Raw genomic sequence first — 18,510 nt, forward strand, 5'->3', positions numbered from 1 at the left:
TGTTCTGGCGTTGAGAGCAGGAGTTTCAGCGCGTTTCGTTCAGGTAGCGCTCCAGCAGTGTTGCTGCGGGCAGTTGCTGGATTTGTAGTTGGCTGCGGTGGGTGGAGTGAAAGGCCAGGGCTAATTGTTGCGTGCTCTGGATTGATGCGCAGGTTTGCAGATGGAATTGCCAGCCGTTCAGCGGGATGCCTTCCGGGGCGCTGATCAGGCATGGGTGGTCCTGCCTCAGACTGAGGCTGAATTGCAGTGGGTCTAAGCGGTAGCCCATGCCCAGTGCTTTGAGTAAGGCTTCTTTGAGTGACCAGTAAGCGATGAAGCGTGTGGCCGGGTCCGGGTGAGACAGGATGTCCTGACTTTCTGCTGCGGTGCATACGGTAGCACACAGGTGTTCCAGGTCAGGAAATGCCTGGACTACTTCAATATCCACGCCCAGTTGACAGTCTTGCGGTAAGGCCTGGCGGCTGACGGCGACCAGTATCTGATGTTCATTATGCGAAAGGCTCAGATGGTAGTTGGTCTGGTTAAGCTGCAGGCTGGGTTTGCCAAGTTGATCCCTGACTATCCGGATCTGATGGATCTGCGAACAAGGGAGCTGAAACAATTGGGCTGCCAATAATTTGCTTAGTGCGCGCCCTCCCAGAAAGCGCTGTTGATCGCCCAGATGCTGATACTGATGCAGGCGCGAAGTCTCTTCCTGATCCAACAGAGTCAATAAATGATCCCGGTGTTGCGCTACCTCCGTGGTGGCGATCTGGCTCAGGTAAATACTGATTTGCTGAGGTTTTTTGTTCCATGCCATCGCGGCTGGAAGTTGACTGAGCCAGACTGACAGGCGCTGATTAAACATGTCCGGAAACGCTAGTTGACAAGCCCGCGGCTGGCTGTGCGGCGAGCTGATTCAGTAATTCGTACAAGACCTGGCGGTTAATCGGTTTTGTCAGATAGCCGTCCAGCCCGACTGCCATTGCTTCCTGCTGCTCGCTGGCCAGTGCAGAGGCGGTCAGCGCATGTATCGGTGTGCGTTGCCGCTCAGGTGACTGTTGTTCCAGTTGCCGTATCATTTTGCTGGCATCCAGCCCTCCCATGACCGGCATTTGCATGTCCATCAGGATCAGGTCAAAGCTGTCTTCTTTCCAGCGCTCGACGGCTTCCTGGCCGTTATTGGCTAACACCGTCTGATGGCCTTGCTTAGCGATCAGGCTCAGGATCAGGGTCTGATTCACGGTATTGTCTTCGGCGATCAGGATGTTAAGCTGCCGTAATTCGTGCTGAGCCGGTATGCTCGCGACTACCTTCTTATCTGCGGAAGACTGGCGTGGAAACACGGCAGGGATGGTCAGGCAAAATTCACTGCCCATGCCGGGCACGCTGTTGAGCGTAATGCTGCCGCCCATCAGTTGTGCCAGCCGGTTGCAGATGCTCAGGCCCAGCCCGGTGCCGCCGAAACGTCGTGTAGTTGAGGCATCTTGCTGAGAAAACGCGTCAAAGATACGTCCCTGTTCAGAAAGCGGGACGCCGATACCTGTGTCCTTCACCATGAAGTGCAGGTGTGAGGTATCTTCAGCATGGCTGGGGGGCGTTAATTTAGCGCGTAAAACGACTTCGCCATGATCGGTAAATTTGAGCGCATTGCTGAGCAGATTGTTCAGAATCTGGCTCAGACGGGTAGGGTCACCGAGTATGATTTGTGGGATGTCTGGCGCAATTTCTGCGCGTAGCGGCAGCTGTTTTTTCTGTGCGTTCAGCTCGTGACTGGGGAGTATGTCCTGCAGTAATTCCGGCAGGCGTATCTCTATCGCTTCCAGCTCTATTTTATTTGCTTCGATTTTACTGAAATCGAGTATGTCATTGATGATGACCAGCAGATTATTCGCAGAGCGATGCGCCATCGCCAGATAATTGATTTGTTCTTTATTGAGCTGGGTATCTAAGGTCAGCTCCAGCATGCCTATCACGCCATTCATCGGTGTGCGGATTTCGTGGCTCATATTGGCCAGAAAACTGCTCTTGGCATGATTCGCACTTTCTGCCGCATTCTTGGCAAATTCCAGCGCATACCTGGATTTTTCGCCTTCTTCCACCAGTTTGCCTATGGTCGCAATAATGGTGGCAATGTTGTCGTCTTGCGCCATCCGCTTGCGCGAGTCTGGTACCAGGCTGATCAGAATTTGGCGTAAGGAGCTTAAGGTGTGTTCGCGTTCACTGAGTTCGGCTCTGAGCTGGCTGGCGGTATTCTGCAGTGTCAGCAGTGTCTGCCTGAGTTCTATCGGCGCGTTTTGGATCAGGTGCTCATATTCGACGTCCCGACCTTCTGAGGTGCCGAGTTCCAGCATTTGGCTGGCTTGCAAAGTGCCCAGCCAGCGTTGTAGCGGAAACCAGATCAGCACCAGTCCGCCGATAAAGCTGGCGAGTGTCATCAGTATCGCGACTTTGATCATCTGCCACATTTTCTGGGCGATTTCGAAGTTGTCGAAACTCAGGCGCAATACGCCGTAATCCTGGCCGCCAACCCGGATGATACGGTTATCGTCGAACAGATGGCTGGCTACGCGGGCTGTTATCCAGTCGGGGATGTAATCGCGTGTTTCATTTGCCTTCTCCTGGCTGGTAATCAGGCCGTTTTGCAGGGGGATGAATTTAGCGGATGAATAATTGGGGCTATTCACCATGCGGTCCAGCGTGCGTTTGATGGTGTCGTAGTCGCCTATGACTGCACTGTCAGTGATGGTGTGGGCGGACACCTCCAGCATAGAAGCTGCGGATTCCTGCACATCTGATATCTCTTGGGTAAAGCGGGTCTCGTAGTAAACCGAAATGGCACCCAGCATAAACACCAGCCAGGTCACGCTATATAAAGCGTAGACGCGCAACACCAGTGATTGAGGCAGCAAATAGCGCAGGAAGGACACAAAGAACTCCGTTCAGTTAGCGCAGGCTGGCTGGCGCATTCTGATAAAAGCGCCTATAGCTCGCGTATTCGCTGTTATCGGCCGGAATGAAATAGTTATCGGTACTTAAGCCAACTTTTTGTGAGACCTGGTGCAGGATTTCTTTGCCTTGCGGGTCGTTTTTCATATTGAAAAAAGCATTAGCGACGGCTTTGACAGTCGCATCATTGACTTTGCCCGAGGCCATCAGCGCCAGGTCATGATAGGGTTCGGACGACCACAAGATGCGGAATTTCTTTTTTTCACGGGTGGAGTAACTGTCTATCAGTTGGGAATTGCCACCTACCGCCTGCACCTTACCTGCAAACAGCTGAGCCAGTGCGCCATTTTGATTGCCACCGAAAACGACATTGACGTCTACGCCCTTGCTGATCAGCTGTGCCATAGGCACTTTGTAGCCTACCAGCGCTTCTGGCCCAGGGAAGGCAACACTTTTGTCTTTCAGTTGCTGTAACTCAGTGATGCCGGAGTCCGCCGGTACCACGATTTGTCCGGTCACCGAGGGTATATTCCTGCGGCCAAAGACCTTCCATCCCAGCTTCTCACGTTCGGGGGAAAACAAATGGTTGGTGAATGCAAATTCCACTTCCTGTGCCAATACAAAGCTGGTGGTGTCTGCGCTGGTCCTGCCGATTTTGAGGCTGAGCTTGACGCCGCTTTTTTCGGAAATGTAGTTAATGATGGGATTCCAGTAAGCGGCAGTCAGATTGATGTCGTATTGATTGACTGGCGAGAAACGGTAAACCGTCTCTTCTGCACTGGCTACACTGGGCAACAAAGCGCTGGATATGAGTACAGCCGCAGCCAGCTTAGGTATGGACAGGACGAGGCGCATGCTTAGTCTCCGGATAGCAGGAAAGTTGCTTTCATTATAGCGACATGATGGAAAGAAACATTAAAATGTTTCCGAAAAAGAACGCAGCTTTGATCCAGTTAAACTAATTTGACGGCATTTATGCCTGAATACGATGTTTTTTTATAGAAGTTCCAGATCGTAAACAATTGTTAGTCGCATGTTCGTCGTATTCTTGCAGCGAATAAACAGTCGCTAAATGCCTACATTGCGCTGGGTCGCGACAGGACAGAGGCAGACCGGATACAATCCAGCTCTGCTGATTTGTATTGCTTTTACTATGACAACAAAAACAAACATGCTGAGTGTCGCGCAGGCGCTGGACCACATGCTGAGCCGCGTCAGGACCTTGAGCGCAACAGAAACAGTCGCAACGACGGATGCGCTGGGTCGCATACTGGCCAGCGATCAGTATTCACAACTGCATGTACCGCCGCAGGATAATACCCAGATGGATGGCTATGCCGTACGTGCCGCCGACTGTGCGTCTGGCCATGCGCGTTTGCGCATCTCCCAGCGCATCCCGGCTGGCAGCGTCGGTCAGCCACTGGAACCTGGCACAGCAGCCAGAATATTTACCGGTGCGCTGATACCGCAAGGAGCGGATGCCGTGGTGATGCAGGAACAATGCGAGTCTGATGGCGATGCCGTCGTGATCCGCCATCAGCCAGCAGCCGGGGAGTGGATACGACGCCAGGGCGAAGATATCCGCGCCGGGGCGACCATTTTAGAGGCTGGAACCGTGCTGCGTGCGCAGGAAATGGGGCTGGCCGCTTCGGTTGGGTTGGCCATGCTGCCTGTGTTACGCCGCCCTAAGGTCGCAATTTTTTTCACCGGTGATGAACTCGCAATGCCGGGTGATACGCTGCGTCCCGGCGCAATTTACAACTCTAACCGCTATACGCTGACAGGCTTATTGCAAGGTCTGGGCTGTGATATCACCGATCTGGGCATCGTCCCGGATAATCTGGCAGCGACCCGCGCCGCACTGCGCCAGGCGGCAGACGGACATGATCTGATTATCACTTCTGGCGGTGTGTCGGTCGGTGAGGAAGATCACGTCAAGCCTGCCGTAGAAGCCGAAGGGCAACTGGCGATGTGGCAGATTGCAATGAAGCCGGGTAAGCCACTTGCCTTTGGTGAAGTTGGCAGCGCGTTTTTTATCGGTCTGCCTGGCAATCCGGTGTCCAGTTTCGTGACCTTCCTGCTGTTCGTACGGCCTTTCCTGTTGCGCTTGCAAGGCGTGCGCGCTGTAACGCCTCATGCATATAACATACGTGCCGATTTTGACTGGTCTAAGCCAGATCGTCGCAATGAATTCCTGCGCGCACGCATCAATGCAGACGGTGGGCTGGAACTGTTTCCGAATCAAAGCTCTGGCGTATTAAGCTCTGCGGTATGGGGGGATGGTTTGATCGATCTGCCACCCTCGCAAACTGTAGTGCGTGGTCAGATGGTAAGTTTTATTCCTTTCAGTAGTCTGGGTGTCGTATGAAAATTCAGTGCCGTTTTTTTGCCAGTGTCAGAGAAGCCTTAGGTACTTCCGCCGAGGAAATCGAGCTGCCGCCAGAAGTGATGACGGTGGGGGCTGTGCGTGCTTTCCTGCGTCAGCGCGGTGGCGTGTGGGACGAGGTTTTGTCGGATCAAAAGTTACTGCGCACTGCCTGCAATCAGCAAATGTGCGCAGCGGATACCGTGCTGACCGAGCAGTGTGAAGTGGCTTTCTTCCCGCCAGTTACCGGGGGCTGAGATGGTGGTCAGAATACAGACTGCGGATTTTGACGTTGGGGCAGAGCTCGCTGCGTTGCGCAGCAATCAGCCTGAAATTGGTGCTGTCGTCAGTTTTGTCGGGCTGGTCAGAGACATCAATGAAGGTGCTGAGGTTAGTGGGCTGGAGCTGGAGCATTATCCGGGCATGACAGAACAGTCTTTGCAGGACATACTGACGCTGGCCGCGCAGCGTTGGCCTGTGCTGCAAAGTCTGATCATCCACAGGGTTGGCCCTTTACTGCCACTCGATCAGATCGTATTGGTGGTGGTCGCGACGCGCCATCGGGGTGATGCATTTGCCGCCTGCGAATTCATCATGGATTATTTGAAGACCCGTGCACCTTTCTGGAAAAAAGAGCAAACCCCGGATGGTGCGCGCTGGGTGGATGCACGTGAAAGCGATGAGCGCGCCAGTCAGCGCTGGCAAGATGCCGCTGCGGCTGCCACGCTGTCGCAACAGGGGGCACTATGAATGCGCTGGGGATACTGGCGGTCGGTATTGGTGCGGCGTTTGGCGCCTGGTTGCGCTGGCTGCTGGCACTCTGGGCTAATCAGGTCTGGGCGCAAGTCCCGCTGGGTACGCTGATCGCGAATCTGGGCGGTGGCTATCTGATCGGACTGGCGGTTGCTTTCTTTAGCAGCTATCCCGATTTGTCGCCGGCCTGGCGGCTGTTTGTGATTACCGGTTTTTTAGGTGGTTTGACGACTTTTTCCAGCTTTTCTGCTGAGTCTATGCAATTGCTGCAAAAGGGCGAAGTTGCCTGGGCACTGGCGCATGCCAGTTTGCATTTGCTGGGCTCCGTGTTGTGTTGTTTTGCTGGTTTTCTGAGCTACCGCGCGCTCTCAGCTTGACTTGCCGCACGCAGGGGAGCCGTCTGCATGGTATGATTGCGTAACAATTTGATAGCTTTTTGTTGCTTTAAGCACACTCATGGCCTGTCACTTGCATGATTCGACTATTAAAGTTTGTCCATTTTCTGACTCTTTGTTGCGCCAACAAATGATCACTTCAATTTCAGCCGCCGTACCGGAAAGTCAGCGTTTTTTCATGCAACTGGCCGGTTTTTCCGGTACCGAGCAAGAACTGCTGCAATCCACTTTTCGCCTCACCAGTCGCCGTACTTTTTTATATGAAGTCGCTGCATTGGCCGAGGTCAGACCCGATATCTACCTGATCAACGCTGATCATCCTGAGCTGCCGCGTCTGCTCCATGAATGCGCACCCAATGTGCACGCGCCAGCCATGCTGATCGGCAGCCCTGCTGTCCTGCTGTCAGACTGGCCCTGTTTGCCCAAGCCGATACAGTGGATGCGCTTGTTCGAACAGCTCGATGAACAAATGATGCTGGCGCTGGCTGAACGCAGCCGTCGTCGTCAGGATGCCGCCTGGGATGGTGCAAGCTTGCGTCGTGAAACCGACCGTGTGCTGTCTTTGACTGAGCCTGTGTTGAGTCCGCCACCGATGGAATCGGTGTTAGTGGTGGATGACAGTGCCACCGTACGTGCAGTGATGCGTAAAAAGCTGGAACCCTTCCGTTTCGATGTGGATTTTGCTGAAAATGGTGAAGATGCTGTGTTGATGGCGATGAAAAAATCGTACACCTGCATTTTCCTCGACATCATGATGCCGGGCATAGATGGCTATGCAGTATGCAAGCAAATTAAAGGGCATCCACACACCAGCAATACCGCCGTGGTGATGCTTAGCAGTAAGTCTTCCGCCTTTGATAAATTCCGTGGCAGTTGGGCTGGCTGTGATGCCTATCTGACTAAGAGCGTGGACGAGGATGAATTACTGTCCACCATTGCGCGTTTCCTGCCCAGCGCCAGACAAGTGTTACATGCCAGAACGGCCTGAACGCAATTAAAACACCGCGCAGGCTGAGCTTGCGCGGCAAGTCCGGTATCCATTCTTCCAGTAAAGACGAAAATTGTAGAAAAAAAGTTCTAGACAAAATTTTCTAGAACATTTATTCTGCATCCATTCTGACTCTATCCTGATGAATGGAAACGTATGCCTGCCTCAATTTCTCGCGCTATTCCCAAACCTACTGCAGCAGAATTGAATTTACTCAAGGTGCTGTGGCAACACGGTCCGTTAAACGCCAAGCAAGTCCACGAAATCGCACTGGCCGATAAGCCTGATCTGAATTACGCCACCGTGTTGCGGCAATTGCAGATCATGCATGGCAAGGGTATTTTGACGCGCGATGAAAGCCAGCGTTCGCATGTGTATGCGCCAGCTCAGGAAGCCGATTCCCTGCAAACCAATTTGCTCAAAGACCTGATACAGAAAGTCTTCGCTGGTTCCGGCAAGGCACTGGTGCTGGCTGCGCTGCGTGGCGGCCATGTTTCGGCTCAGGAACGTGCCGAAATCGAAAAAATCCTGAAAGAGGAAAAATAATCATGAATGCCGCAATCAGTCAGTTTTCTTTTGAGCGGCTGACCCAGATACTGGGCTGGCCTTTACTGGATTTCGTCTGGCAAGGTGTGTTGATCGCCGGTGTGGTAGCGCTGTTGCTGATGTTTTGCCGTCACGCCAGGCCGCAGACCCGCTACCTGATTGCCTCAGGCGCGATGCTGTTATGCGCGCTGTTGCCTTTGGCTGGCATGCTGCTGCAAGCCTCGCGTCCGCCAAGCATGACATTGAGCGCGGCTTTGCAATTGCTGGCCGAAACGTCTGCCACGACCGAAGTGCAATGGCAGGACAGCCATGTCATGCTGAGCTGGCTGGCGCCGGTATTGCCTTTCCTGGTGACGCTATGGCTGAGTGGCGTCACGCTGATGCTGAGCCGTTATCTGTTAGGTCTGCTGTGGATCGCACGTCTGGGTAGTCAGGCCGGGCAGGCTGGCTACGTCAGCGCGATGGACGACTGGCAGCAAAGCGCGCGCACTTTGCAGGCAAGATTTGGCATACGGCGTGAAGTCCGCTTGCTGTGGAAAACCGAGATCCTGAGCCCGATGACGACAGGCTGCTTACGTCCTGTGATACTGATGCCGGTGTCACTGCTGAGTGGCATGTCGCCCAGCATGATAGAAGCCTTGCTCGCACATGAATTCGCGCATATCCGGCGCTGGGATTATCTGGTCAAGCTGCTGCAGAATCTGGTGCAGGCGCTGCTGTTCTATCATCCTGTGGTGTGGTGGCTGGGCCGTCAGATGGATAGCGAGCGTGAGCTGATTGCGGATCAATTAGCGGTTGCTGCTACCGGTCAGTCGCGTGAACTGGCGCTCGCATTGCAAAGCCTGGACCAAATGCAGATGCAGCAGCAAGCGCTGGCACTGGCTGCACATGGCGGTGATTTACTGAGCCGCATACGTCAGATCCTGCGTCCCGGCCCGCAAGCCTGGCAATGGAAAATGGCATTGCCGCTCGTATTGGCGGTCGTCAGCCTGATGCTGATTTTTCAGGCCAAAGTCGATGCCGTTCCTGCCGCTGACCAGTTAGTACAGAACCGACAAACGCGCGACGTCGCCTTGCCAGCTAAGCTGATGATTAATACCCATTCGCGCCACGTGATGGTGCTGGACGAGGCAAGTGGCGCCGTCTTGCTGCAAAAGGACGCCGATGTGGCGGTGCCGATTGCGTCGATCTCGAAAATACTGACGGCGATGGTCACCCTCGATGCGCAGCTGGATATGCAGCAGGAATTGCAGTTGAGCCGACAAGACATGGTGGGTTCGCAGCAGGGGCTGACTATGCTCAAACCCGGTTTGTCAGTCACGCGCCAACAATTGCTGGAACTGATGCTGGTACCGTCCAGTAATACGGCGGCCAAAGCGCTGGGGCGTACTTATCCGGGCGGTGAAGCTGCACTGATTGCCGCGATACAGCGCAAACTCCAGACTTTGGGCTTGCAGCAGACCAGCATAGAAGAACCAGTCGGGATATCTGCTAACAACCGTTCCAGCGCTGCCGATCTGGCTCGTCTGGCGCGCATTGCAGCTGGCTATCCTGAACTGCAAAAACTCAGCAGCAGCCCGGAAATGAAGTTGTCGCTGGCAGGTAAGTCTGAGCGTCTGCCTAGCAGTAATCCTTTGGTGGGCCACGCCAGCTGGGATATCTCGCTGACCAAAACCGGCTATTCCAAAGCGGCGGGTCGCTGCCTGTTATTGCGCACCAAAATCGCAGGCAAACACTGGATAGTCGTGTTACTCAATGCCGATCAATTCGCGATGCGTACTGAAGATGCGGAGCTGATACGCGATGCAATCAGTGGTGCAATAGACAGCAGCGGTTCTGTAGCGCTCTGAGTCATGCTGATCCCTACCCACATCAACTAAGCCAACTTTATTTATTAGCCTTCATAGCGCTGTTCCTGTATGGACAGCGCAGGGGCAGCTGCGCACTTTTTTCTGAAAAATCATGCCACATCCGACTATTTATCTGCTTCCCACCGCTACACAACATGGCGCTTACCGCACACTGTCTATGCTGCCTGCAATTGGACTGACACTGAGCTTCGCTGGGTTAAGCCAGACTGCCTATGCGCAGCAAACCGTACAACAGGTCGAGGTCAAGGCCAACGCCGCAGCGCGTGCGGGGCGCGACGACACGGCCGCCAAAGTGCTGATCCCGCATGAAGAAATCATGCGCTACGGCGATCATCAATTGCTGGACGTGCTCAGGCGTCAGCCCGGTATCACCATCGCTGAAGGCAAGGGGAAAGCGCCTGAGTTGCGCCTGCGCGGACTCGGCAATGGCTATACCCAGATCCTGGTGAATGGTCAGGAAATGCCAGCCGGATTTCAGCTTGACAGCATTGCGCCTGAGCTGGTCGAGAGCATAGAAATTTTCCGGGTCGCCGGGGCTGATCTGACTGCAAGCAGTATGGCGGGCAGCATCCATATCAAACTCAGGCAAAAAAAGACCACTGCTGAATCCGAATGGCGTGCTTCTTCCTCGCTGCAGGATGGCAGGCTGGGCACACAATTCTCGGTACAAAGCGGCGGCGCTTTAGCGTCTGCACCGGACTGGCGCTATTTGCTGGCTTTACAGCTTGATAGCAGTAGCACGGAGCAAAATCAATTCAGTCAGCAGTTAGTGCAGAACCTGACGCAGAATGGCAATCAGGCATTTTGGCAGAACAGCACAGACAGCCGTCTGCAATTGCAGCAGCATAACCGGCGTGACAGCATCACACTGACACCCTCGCTGCAATGGCAGCCAGACCAGCAGCGGCAATGGCGCTGGCAATTATTTTTGAATTACGCCAGACCGGAAACCACCAAGCAGGAAAGCGAGCAGGCTGGCGCGGGGATGCCTGCAACTTCAGAATTTCCGCTGAATCACAGCAGCTGGGCCGCGCATATTCTGACTGCACGCCAGGAATTGCAATGGGAACAGCGCCTGAACGACAGCGCTAAACTCAGTATGCAATGGGGCTGGAACCATTTCGCACGTGATTCGCGTTTTCGCTTTTGGGGTAGTAATCCTGCGGCAGGACTCAGCGAGCAGCGCGTGGTGTTTGCCGATGCCAAAGAAAACAGCTGGCGCTGGGCCGGCAAATATCTGGCACCGTATTCGGAGCAGCATGTGCTCAGTCTGGGCTGGGATAGCAGTCTGGCACAACGCGAAGAGAGCCGCGATGAATGGGATACGCCTTCGCTCGGTCAGCCTCAGCAATCGGCACATCGCTATGACGCCAGCATGCGCAAGCTGGCGGGCTATATCCAGGATGAATGGACACTGCATGCGCAGCTGTCGGCTTATCTGGGCTTACGTTGGGAGCAGTTCGCCGCACACAGCGAAGAAGCCGGGCAGTTTGATATCCGTCAGCAAAATGCAGTCTGGAGTCCGGTGCTGCAAACCTTGTGGAAAGCTGACCCGCACACCCAGTGGCGCCTGGCTGTCAATCGCACGCTTAAACAGCCAGCGCTGGCGAAGCTGATACCACGCCGCTTCCGTGTCGACAATAACAATAATCCGTTTAATCCTGATCAGCTTGGTAACCCCGGCTTGCGGCCGGAGCGCGCATGGGGATTGGATCTGGGCTATGAGCGCGCATTGGGTGAGGATAGTCAGATCAGTGTGAGTGTCTATCGTAAATGGGTACAGGATTTAATGCTGGAACATCTGAGTCTGCAGCAGGGCATTTGGGAAAGCCAGACGCAGAATCATGGTAAGGCGGTGGTCGATGGCTTGGAGCTGGAGGGCAAATTTGCCTTGAAAGAGTTCTGGGAAAACAGCCCGGCTGTCCGACTCAGAAGCAGTCTGGCGTATAACTGGTCACGCTTATCGGCAGTCTCAGGGCCGGATAACCGGCTGCCGGAGCAGGCGCGTCTGAGTGCCAGGCTGGGCTTGGATTACACGATCAGCCCGGCATGGAAAATGGGCCTTGATGCGGCCTATCAATCCAGCGAGCGTTATCGTGATACAGCCGGCATGCTGTCGCTGAGCGGGCCACGGCGCCATCTCGATGCTTACCTGAGTTTCAGCGCGCAGGCGCATAGCCAGTGGCGGCTCAGCGTGAATAATTTGCTGCAGCAGGATCAGCGCAGTGCAGATTATTTTCAGCTGACTGAGCGCCGCTGGAGTGAGCAAACCACGCAAGCCAGCAGTCGCCAGTGGCGTCTGAGCTGGGAGGGTAAGTGGTAGTAGTGCTTAGCCCCTCATCTGTAGACGCTGCGCATTGAGTTTGCCGTTTATAATGGGGCGCATTTTTCACGCCACTCTTCAGGTCTGACTATGAACGACAACAACACCCTGTTTCCACCGATAGAACCTAATCGCAGCGGCATGTTAGCCGTCGACGAGCTACATACTTTGTATTGGGAAGAATGTGGCAATCCAAACGGCCAGCCTGTGCTGTATTTGCATGGTGGCCCGGGTGCTGGTTCATCGCCGCTGCAAAGGCGTTTTTTCGATCCTGCGCATTACCGCATCGTGTTGTTTGATCAGCGTGGCGCTGGCAAATCGACACCACTCGGTGAATACCGCCAAAACACCACGCAATTGCTGATTGAAGACATAGAAAAACTGCGTGTCATGCTGGGCATAGAACAGTGGCTGATTTTCGGTGGTTCCTGGGGCTCAACGCTGGCGCTGGCTTATGGCGAGGCTCATCCTGAACGTTGCCTGGGCTTTGTATTGCGCGGAATTTTCCTGTGCACCAAAGCCGAGGTGGAGTGGTTCGTGAATGGCATGAAATTCTTTTACCCTGAAATTCATGCCGCGTTTGCTAATGCGATTCCTGAAGCGGAACGTGGCGATCTATTGCAAGCCTATGTCAGCCGTCTGTTCTGTGATGATCCCGCTGTCTACACCGAGGCTGCGCGTAACTGGAGCCGCTACGAAGGTTCCTGCCTGTTCCTGAAGCCACAGCCGGAAGCGATAGCCAGCTTTGAATCAGACGCCGTCAGTCTCGGTATCGGGCGACTGGAAGCCCACTACATGCGCAATGGCGCATTCATGGAAGATGATGCCTTAATCCGCAACATCGGCGCGATCCGTCATTTACCGGCAGTGATAGTGCAAGGCCGTTACGATGTGATTTGCCCGCCAGTGTCGGCCTACCGCCTGCATCAGGCCTGGCCGGAAGCGGCTTTCCACGTGATCGGTGATGCCGGACATTCGTCCATGGAGCCGGGAATTACAGCAGCACTGGTGCGGGCTTTAAACCAGTTTGCTGCTGGTCTGGCGTTTGACTGATTAGCGGCTTCAACCGGGCTGTACCTCTGCTGTCACCGCATCCTGTTCTGCGATAGCTGCATGTGCGATATATGCGATATGAGGCGCAGCCCCCAGCGCATAGTGAAAGCGGAACTCGCCCACGCCCGGCGCAGGGCGCAGACGCTGCGGCAGATTCAGGCTGCTTTCATGATCCCTGAGCCAGTGCGAACCAAATACCTGGATGCGGGTCAGCAGATAATACGCCTGATCATTCGTACTAATTTTTTCCAGGCTCAGGCTGTTTCCCGCTACGCGCATCGCTTCGGGACTGGTCGAGAGCAGGGTGGCGTGATCCAGGCTGAATACCCGGCCAAGTTCGCGCAATTCGCGTGAATGTCCGAGTCCCAGATCGATATGCACTGCTTGCGGCACGGTCAGTGCCGAAGGTGCCTGCTGACACAGATGACGCATGATCGCGAATTGCGGTTCTTTACTCAGCGCGACATTCATGGTTTCACTGATGATCAGATCCGGTTTTCGCTCAGACGGTATGGTGTAGCGTGTCGCATCCTCGCACAGATGCAAGCCCACATGATCCGATAATCCCAGACCTGTCAGCAATTGCATCGCATACGCCAGCGAGCTGGCTGAGACATCCAGTAAATCCACCTGCACCTGTTCTGCGCTATGGCTAAGCAGGATAGGCAACACCAGCAAGGCATATGGCCCGCAGCCCGCATACAGTATGCGTTTCGGCCCGCTGACCGGGCTTGGGCAGGCTTGCAGCGCTGCCAGACTGGCGCGCATGAAGGCGATGCTGCGCAGCGGTTCACGCGCACATAGCGCCGCCTGTACCGGTGAAATCGCGATGCCATGCGCTAACTCCTGCCGTCCTTCATGCATAGCATTCACGCCGCCCGGAAATAAATCGAGCTCAGACAATTCATCCAAAATGTGCCGGAAGCGGTCAATTTCCAGAATTCGGTCTGCGCTGTCTCCGTTTTCCTGTAACAGACGCTGACTCAAAGACCGTAATTCTGCTAACTGGGACGCGCGTGGCATTCGTCTTACTTTCAATTCAGGTGGCTGCTGTTTTGCAAATTGTATCCTTAAAGAAATGTTGCCTGTTAAGTATTTTATTTCCCTCTGAAAACCTGCGTGACACCATGTCTTGCCACTCTGTATTGAAGCCTAAGCTATCCGGCTTTGACCTACAACAAGACTTCTGTTTTGTTTCGCTTCCAGACTGCTTGAAATCAGGCCTGCTGCCCCAAATTGGGTGTTAATCAACTATTCAGGAGCACATCATGCGTCTCGATAAACTCACGACCAAATTGCAGGAAGCCCTGGCTGACGCACAAAGTCAGGCAGTGGGCAATGATCATCCGTATATCGAACCCTTACATTTGCTGCTGGCGCTGATACAGCAGGATGACGGCAGCAGCCGTTCGCTGTTGCAGCGTGCCGGTGTCAATGTGAATGCCTTGCAGACTGCACTTAAGGCCGCTGCCGAGCGACTGCCTAAGGTCTCCGGTAACGATGGCCAGGTGCAGGTTAGCCGCGAATTGACTGGCTTATTGAACATGGCCGATAAAGAAGCGCAGAAACGCGGTGACCAGTTCCTCGCCAGTGAAATGATCTTACTTGCGCTTAGCGATGATAAATCCGATGCCGGTAAGCTGGCACGCGAGCATGGACTGAACCGAAAATCGCTGGAAGCCGCGATTTCTGCGGTGCGTGGCGGTGGCAATGTTGATTCCCAGGATGCCGAAGGTCAGCGTGAAGCCTTGAAAAAATATACGCTGGATCTGACCGAACGCGCCCGTCTGGGCAAGCTCGATCCGGTGATCGGTCGCGACGATGAAATTCGCCGTGCGATTCAGGTATTACAGCGTCGCAGTAAAAATAATCCTGTGCTGATCGGTGAACCGGGTGTAGGTAAAACCGCGATTGTGGAAGGCCTGGCGCAGCGTATTGTGAATGGCGAAGTGCCGGATAGCCTGAAATCCAAGCGCGTGTTATCGCTCGATATGGCGGCATTGCTGGCGGGTGCCAAATACCGTGGTGAGTTTGAAGAAAGGCTGAAAGCCGTACTCAAAGAAATCGCACTCGATGAGGGGCAGACCATCGTCTTTATCGATGAATTACATACCATGGTCGGTGCCGGTAAAGCGGAAGGTGCGATGGATGCCGGTAATATGCTCAAGCCCGCACTGGCACGCGGTGAATTGCATTGCGTCGGTGCCACCACGCTCGATGAGTATCGTCAGTACATAGAAAAAGACGCCGCGCTGGAGCGTCGTTTTCAGAAAATCATGGTGGATGAGCCTACGGTCGAGGCGACCATCGCGATTTTGCGCGGCTTGCAGGAAAAATACGAAGTCCATCACGGCGTCGATATTACCGATCCGGCCATCGTGGCTGCGGCTGAATTATCCAACCGCTATATCACCGACCGCTTCCTGCCCGATAAAGCAATCGACCTGATCGATGAAGCTGCAGCTAAGATCAAGATAGAAATCGATTCTAAGCCCGAGGTGATGGATAAGCTGGACCGCCGCCTGATACAGCTCAAGATAGAACGTGAAGCCGTTAAACGTGAAAAAGACGAGGCCTCGCATAAACGTCTGGGCTTGATTGAAGAAGAGATAGAAAAGCTGTCCCGCGAATATGCGGATCTGGAAGAAATCTGGAAGGCAGAAAAAGCCAGTGTGCAGGGCAGTACCCATATCAAGGAAGAAATTGAAAAGCTGCGCCTGCAGATGGAAGATGCCAAGCGTAAGGGCGACTGGCAAACCATGTCTGAGCTGCAGTATGGGCGTTTGCCTGAGCTCGAAGCGCAGCTGAAGCAGGCCGATGCCGCTTCCGCCAGCCAGCAGCCAGGATCGAAAAACAAGCTGCTGCGCACTCAGGTTGGTGCTGAGGAAATCGCCGAGATCGTCTCGCGTGCGACCGGCATCCCGGTGTCGCGCATGATGCAGGGCGAGCGCGAAAAACTGCTGCATATGGAAGACGCATTGCATCAGCGCGTGGTCGGGCAGCACGAGGCGATCGTCGCAGTATCCGATGCGATCCGCCGTTCGCGTGCCGGCTTGGGTGATCCTGGGCGTCCGTATGGTTCTTTCCTGTTCCTCGGGCCTACCGGCGTCGGTAAGACAGAATTATGCAAGGCGCTGGCCAGCTTCCTGTTTGATACCGAGGATTCGCTGATCCGCATCGACATGAGCGAATTCATGGAAAAACACAGCGTGGCACGCCTGATCGGTGCGCCACCTGGTTATGTCGGCTATGAAGAAGGCGGTTACCTGACCGAAGCCGTACGCCGTAAGCCTTACAGCGTGATTTTGCTTGATGAAGTAGAGAAGGCGCATCACGATGTATTCAATGTCTTGTTGCAGGTGTTGGATGACGGACGCATGACCGATGGTCAGGGCAGAACTGTGGACTTTAAAAACACGGTGATTATCATGACCTCGAATCTAGGTTCACATCAGATTCAGGCCATGGAAGGCAGCGATCCTGAGTTGATTAAGCTCGCAGTCATGGGCGAAGTCAAAACCCATTTCCGTCCTGAATTCATCAACCGTATCGATGAAATCGTGGTATTCCATGCGCTGGATGCGAAAAACATTGGTGCGATCGCCAAGATACAGCTCAAAACTCTGGAGCAGCGCCTGTTGCAGATGGATATGGGCTTGCAGGTCAGCGATGCCGCCTTACTCAAAATCGCAGAGGCCGGTTTCGATCCTGTGTATGGTGCAAGGCCACTGAAACGCGCGATCCAGCAGCAGATAGAAAACCTGCTCTCTAAAGAGATATTGCAAGGAAAATTCGGCCCTAAAGATATTATTTTGGTCGATGTCGAAAATGGCGAGCTGGTATTCGAGAAAGTGTGATTTAATACGTTTAAGCAAGTTGGGGTGGTGCGTCAGCATCACCCTTTTTTTTAGAACTTACGCAAAACCGCCCCAGCTGCGTTATGGCTCCTTGTCGTACTATGCGTACTGCCTGCGTCGCCAGGGTGTAGCCAGGGTTTCAGGCAACACGTTGCCTGCTGGCGAAACGGACATCGCTTGCCAGCGATGTCACCCAAAGCAGAAAAGGGTTTTTTAGCTCTTGCTGGGACAATTTTGCGTAAGCCCTATTTTTGGGCTATCTTCCTGTTTGCTATGTTTCGTATCTTGCTCATCCTCATTGCTGGCGTCGTTGCATATTATGCATATCGCATGCCGGATTATGCTTACAGCTATTCCACGAATAAAAAAGAAGTCATTTCCATTTTTGGCACGCAAGGTAAGGCCAGTAGCAGTACAGACACGCTGGAACTGCGCGATGGCCGTGTTGTGCTGCTGAATCAGAAAATCGTGTATCAGGCTGAAGGCATCCGTGCCGTGGCGCTGGAACAGCAGGCAGGTGTGCGTACGCTCAAGGTGAATGGCAAGGCTGTGGTATGGCAAACAAATCCATGATGGCTGCGCTCATCAGGCAGCCTGTTCCGGTTTGCGTTTAAAAAAAGCGGTCGGTGAACTGCCCAGGGTTTTTCTGAACATTGCAGAAAAAGCCGACTGGCTGGTATAGCCCAGCTCAGCCGCTACCTGTGACAGCGGCATGCCGGACGCGATCAGAGGCGTGGCGCGCGCCAGCCGCATTTGTTGGCGCCACAGTCGAAAACTCATTCCCAGTTCTTTATCGAACAAACGGCTCAGGGTGCGTGCCGATGCGCCGCTGTGCTGCGCCAGTTGTTCCAGACTATCCTGATTGGCAGGCTGGTTCAGCATCAGCTCACACAGGGTTTTCAAGCGCTTATCCTGCGGCATGGGCAGATGAATAGGCAGCGGGGTGGCGGCGCGCAATTCATCAAATATGACTTTGAACAAATTGGATTCGCGTTCACATCCGGCCTCAAACTGCGCAATGGCGGCGATCAGCTCACGTAACAGGCCTGAGACTTCAAGGATCACACAGCTATCGCCCGGAAAGGGATGACAATCCCTGTGTATCTGCAGTACGCGCAAACGCGAGTCGGCCAGTGTGCGCACTTCGTGCATCATATCCGGCGGTATCCAGACTGCGCGCATCGGTGGCACAAACCAGATTTGCCCATCTGCCAGCACCTGCAACATACCTTGCGGGGTATAGGTGAGCTGGCCCCAGCCATGCTGATGCGCTTCCAGATTCCTGGCGTTTTGCATATCTCTGGAAATCAAACGGATAGGACGTGCCGGAGTAGGGTGGCGTTCCGGCGGATGCGGCTGGTACTCGGTCAGTTGCGGGATGCGCATGATGATGTTTAATTTGGCGGGTTTGCGACAAAAATTGGCATTCTA

The 18,510-nt window shown here is 54.1% G+C and carries 16 protein-coding genes; 11 read left to right on the forward strand and 5 right to left on the reverse strand.

Translation table 11 applies throughout. The features are described 5' to 3' along the window. Positions 1-25 precede the first annotated feature (25 nt). Genes EYB48_RS00595 through EYB48_RS00605 form a run of 3 tightly spaced genes read right to left on the reverse strand, consistent with a single transcriptional unit; the run spans position 26 to position 3,783 of the window. The gene (locus tag EYB48_RS00595; protein ID WP_162018348.1) at positions 26-847 is read right to left on the reverse strand and encodes a 4'-phosphopantetheinyl transferase family protein; all 822 of its coding nucleotides are present in this window, start codon (positions 845-847) and stop codon (positions 26-28) included. Next, entirely contained in the window at positions 840-2,909 is a 2,070-nt protein-coding gene (locus EYB48_RS00600) for a hybrid sensor histidine kinase/response regulator (protein WP_162018349.1), read from the reverse strand. The genes EYB48_RS00595 and EYB48_RS00600 overlap by 8 nt, the downstream gene beginning before the upstream one ends. 16 nt (positions 2,910-2,925) lie before the next feature. After that, positions 2,926-3,783 carry a phosphate/phosphite/phosphonate ABC transporter substrate-binding protein gene (locus EYB48_RS00605; RefSeq protein ID WP_162018350.1) on the reverse strand — a complete coding sequence of 286 codons (858 nt, stop codon included), beginning with the start codon at positions 3,781-3,783 and terminating at the stop codon, positions 2,926-2,928. Between the two features lie 298 nt (positions 3,784-4,081). Here EYB48_RS00605 and EYB48_RS00610 point away from each other — a divergent pair, with 298 nt between their 5' ends. The 9 genes from EYB48_RS00610 (at position 4,082) to pip (ending at position 13,222) form a co-directional block, all read left to right on the forward strand. Beyond that, positions 4,082-5,296, forward strand: coding sequence for a molybdopterin molybdotransferase MoeA (locus tag EYB48_RS00610; protein WP_235934813.1), 1,215 nt, complete (start codon positions 4,082-4,084; stop codon positions 5,294-5,296). Beyond that, positions 5,293-5,550, forward strand: coding sequence for a molybdopterin converting factor subunit 1 (gene moaD, locus EYB48_RS00615; protein WP_162018351.1), 258 nt, complete (start codon positions 5,293-5,295; stop codon positions 5,548-5,550). The genes EYB48_RS00610 and moaD overlap by 4 nt, the downstream gene beginning before the upstream one ends. Before the next feature lies 1 nt (position 5,551). Further along, positions 5,552-6,043 (forward strand): molybdopterin synthase catalytic subunit MoaE, encoded by a 492-nt coding sequence (gene moaE / locus EYB48_RS00620; protein WP_162018822.1) that lies wholly within the window; start codon positions 5,552-5,554, stop codon positions 6,041-6,043. Next, positions 6,040-6,423, forward strand: a complete 384-nt coding sequence (crcB, locus tag EYB48_RS00625) for a fluoride efflux transporter CrcB (RefSeq protein WP_202927619.1) — start codon at positions 6,040-6,042, stop codon at positions 6,421-6,423. Before moaE ends, crcB begins: the two co-directional genes overlap by 4 nt. A gap of 148 nt (positions 6,424-6,571) precedes the next feature. Next, positions 6,572-7,429, forward strand: a complete 858-nt coding sequence (locus tag EYB48_RS00630) for a response regulator (RefSeq protein WP_162018352.1) — start codon at positions 6,572-6,574, stop codon at positions 7,427-7,429. Positions 7,430-7,585: 156 nt separating this feature from the next. Beyond that, positions 7,586-7,975 carry a BlaI/MecI/CopY family transcriptional regulator gene (locus EYB48_RS00635; RefSeq protein ID WP_162018353.1) on the forward strand — a complete coding sequence of 130 codons (390 nt, stop codon included), beginning with the start codon at positions 7,586-7,588 and terminating at the stop codon, positions 7,973-7,975. Between the two features lie 2 nt (positions 7,976-7,977). Beyond that, a complete protein-coding gene (locus EYB48_RS00640; RefSeq protein ID WP_162018354.1) occupies positions 7,978-9,825 on the forward strand; it encodes a M56 family metallopeptidase in 1,848 nt (615 codons plus the stop codon). A 112-nt stretch (positions 9,826-9,937) separates the two neighbouring features. Then, positions 9,938-12,169, forward strand: a complete 2,232-nt coding sequence (locus EYB48_RS00645; RefSeq protein ID WP_162018355.1) for a TonB-dependent receptor plug domain-containing protein — start codon at positions 9,938-9,940, stop codon at positions 12,167-12,169. Positions 12,170-12,259: 90 nt separating this feature from the next. Further along, positions 12,260-13,222 carry a prolyl aminopeptidase gene (gene pip, locus EYB48_RS00650; RefSeq protein WP_162018356.1) on the forward strand — a complete coding sequence of 321 codons (963 nt, stop codon included), beginning with the start codon at positions 12,260-12,262 and terminating at the stop codon, positions 13,220-13,222. Positions 13,223-13,231: 9 nt separating this feature from the next. Here pip and EYB48_RS00655 read toward each other — a convergent pair whose 3' ends face one another. After that, on the reverse strand, positions 13,232-14,245 hold the full coding sequence (locus tag EYB48_RS00655) for an SAM-dependent methyltransferase (protein WP_162018357.1): 1,014 nt from the start codon (positions 14,243-14,245) through the stop codon (positions 13,232-13,234). A gap of 245 nt (positions 14,246-14,490) precedes the next feature. Here EYB48_RS00655 and clpB point away from each other — a divergent pair, with 245 nt between their 5' ends. Continuing rightward, positions 14,491-17,079, forward strand: a complete 2,589-nt coding sequence (gene clpB / locus EYB48_RS00660; RefSeq protein ID WP_162018358.1) for an ATP-dependent chaperone ClpB — start codon at positions 14,491-14,493, stop codon at positions 17,077-17,079. Between the two features lie 330 nt (positions 17,080-17,409). Then, the gene (locus EYB48_RS00665; protein WP_162018359.1) at positions 17,410-17,652 is read left to right on the forward strand and encodes a hypothetical protein; all 243 of its coding nucleotides are present in this window, start codon (positions 17,410-17,412) and stop codon (positions 17,650-17,652) included. A 12-nt stretch (positions 17,653-17,664) separates the two neighbouring features. On the opposite strand, the gene EYB48_RS00670 is transcribed toward EYB48_RS00665, so the two are convergent. After that, a complete protein-coding gene (locus tag EYB48_RS00670) occupies positions 17,665-18,465 on the reverse strand; it encodes an AraC family transcriptional regulator (RefSeq protein ID WP_162018360.1) in 801 nt (266 codons plus the stop codon). Positions 18,466-18,510 lie beyond the last annotated feature (45 nt).

It is taken from the genome of Cognatundibacterium crateris (assembly GCF_010078235.1).
Taxonomy (GTDB): domain Bacteria; phylum Pseudomonadota; class Gammaproteobacteria; order Burkholderiales; family Burkholderiaceae_D; genus Undibacterium; species Undibacterium crateris.

Coding starts and splice junctions, on each gene's coding strand:
- EYB48_RS00640 (WP_162018354.1), top strand. CDS start 7,978: ATGAATGCCGCAATCAGTCAGTTTTCTTTTGAGCGGCTGACCCAGATA.
- EYB48_RS00635 (WP_162018353.1), top strand. CDS start 7,586: ATGCCTGCCTCAATTTCTCGCGCTATTCCCAAACCTACTGCAGCAGAA.
- EYB48_RS00665 (WP_162018359.1), top strand. CDS start 17,410: ATGCCGGATTATGCTTACAGCTATTCCACGAATAAAAAAGAAGTCATT.
- EYB48_RS00645 (WP_162018355.1), top strand. CDS start 9,938: ATGCCACATCCGACTATTTATCTGCTTCCCACCGCTACACAACATGGC.
- EYB48_RS00655 (WP_162018357.1), bottom strand. CDS start 14,245: ATGCCACGCGCGTCCCAGTTAGCAGAATTACGGTCTTTGAGTCAGCGT.
- EYB48_RS00595 (WP_162018348.1), bottom strand. CDS start 847: ATGTTTAATCAGCGCCTGTCAGTCTGGCTCAGTCAACTTCCAGCCGCG.
- pip (WP_162018356.1), top strand. CDS start 12,260: ATGAACGACAACAACACCCTGTTTCCACCGATAGAACCTAATCGCAGC.
- EYB48_RS00670 (WP_162018360.1), bottom strand. CDS start 18,465: ATGCGCATCCCGCAACTGACCGAGTACCAGCCGCATCCGCCGGAACGC.
- moaE (WP_162018822.1), top strand. CDS start 5,552: ATGGTGGTCAGAATACAGACTGCGGATTTTGACGTTGGGGCAGAGCTC.
- EYB48_RS00610 (WP_235934813.1), top strand. CDS start 4,082: ATGACAACAAAAACAAACATGCTGAGTGTCGCGCAGGCGCTGGACCAC.
- crcB (WP_202927619.1), top strand. CDS start 6,040: ATGAATGCGCTGGGGATACTGGCGGTCGGTATTGGTGCGGCGTTTGGC.
- moaD (WP_162018351.1), top strand. CDS start 5,293: ATGAAAATTCAGTGCCGTTTTTTTGCCAGTGTCAGAGAAGCCTTAGGT.
- EYB48_RS00630 (WP_162018352.1), top strand. CDS start 6,572: ATGATCACTTCAATTTCAGCCGCCGTACCGGAAAGTCAGCGTTTTTTC.
- EYB48_RS00605 (WP_162018350.1), bottom strand. CDS start 3,783: ATGCGCCTCGTCCTGTCCATACCTAAGCTGGCTGCGGCTGTACTCATA.
- clpB (WP_162018358.1), top strand. CDS start 14,491: ATGCGTCTCGATAAACTCACGACCAAATTGCAGGAAGCCCTGGCTGAC.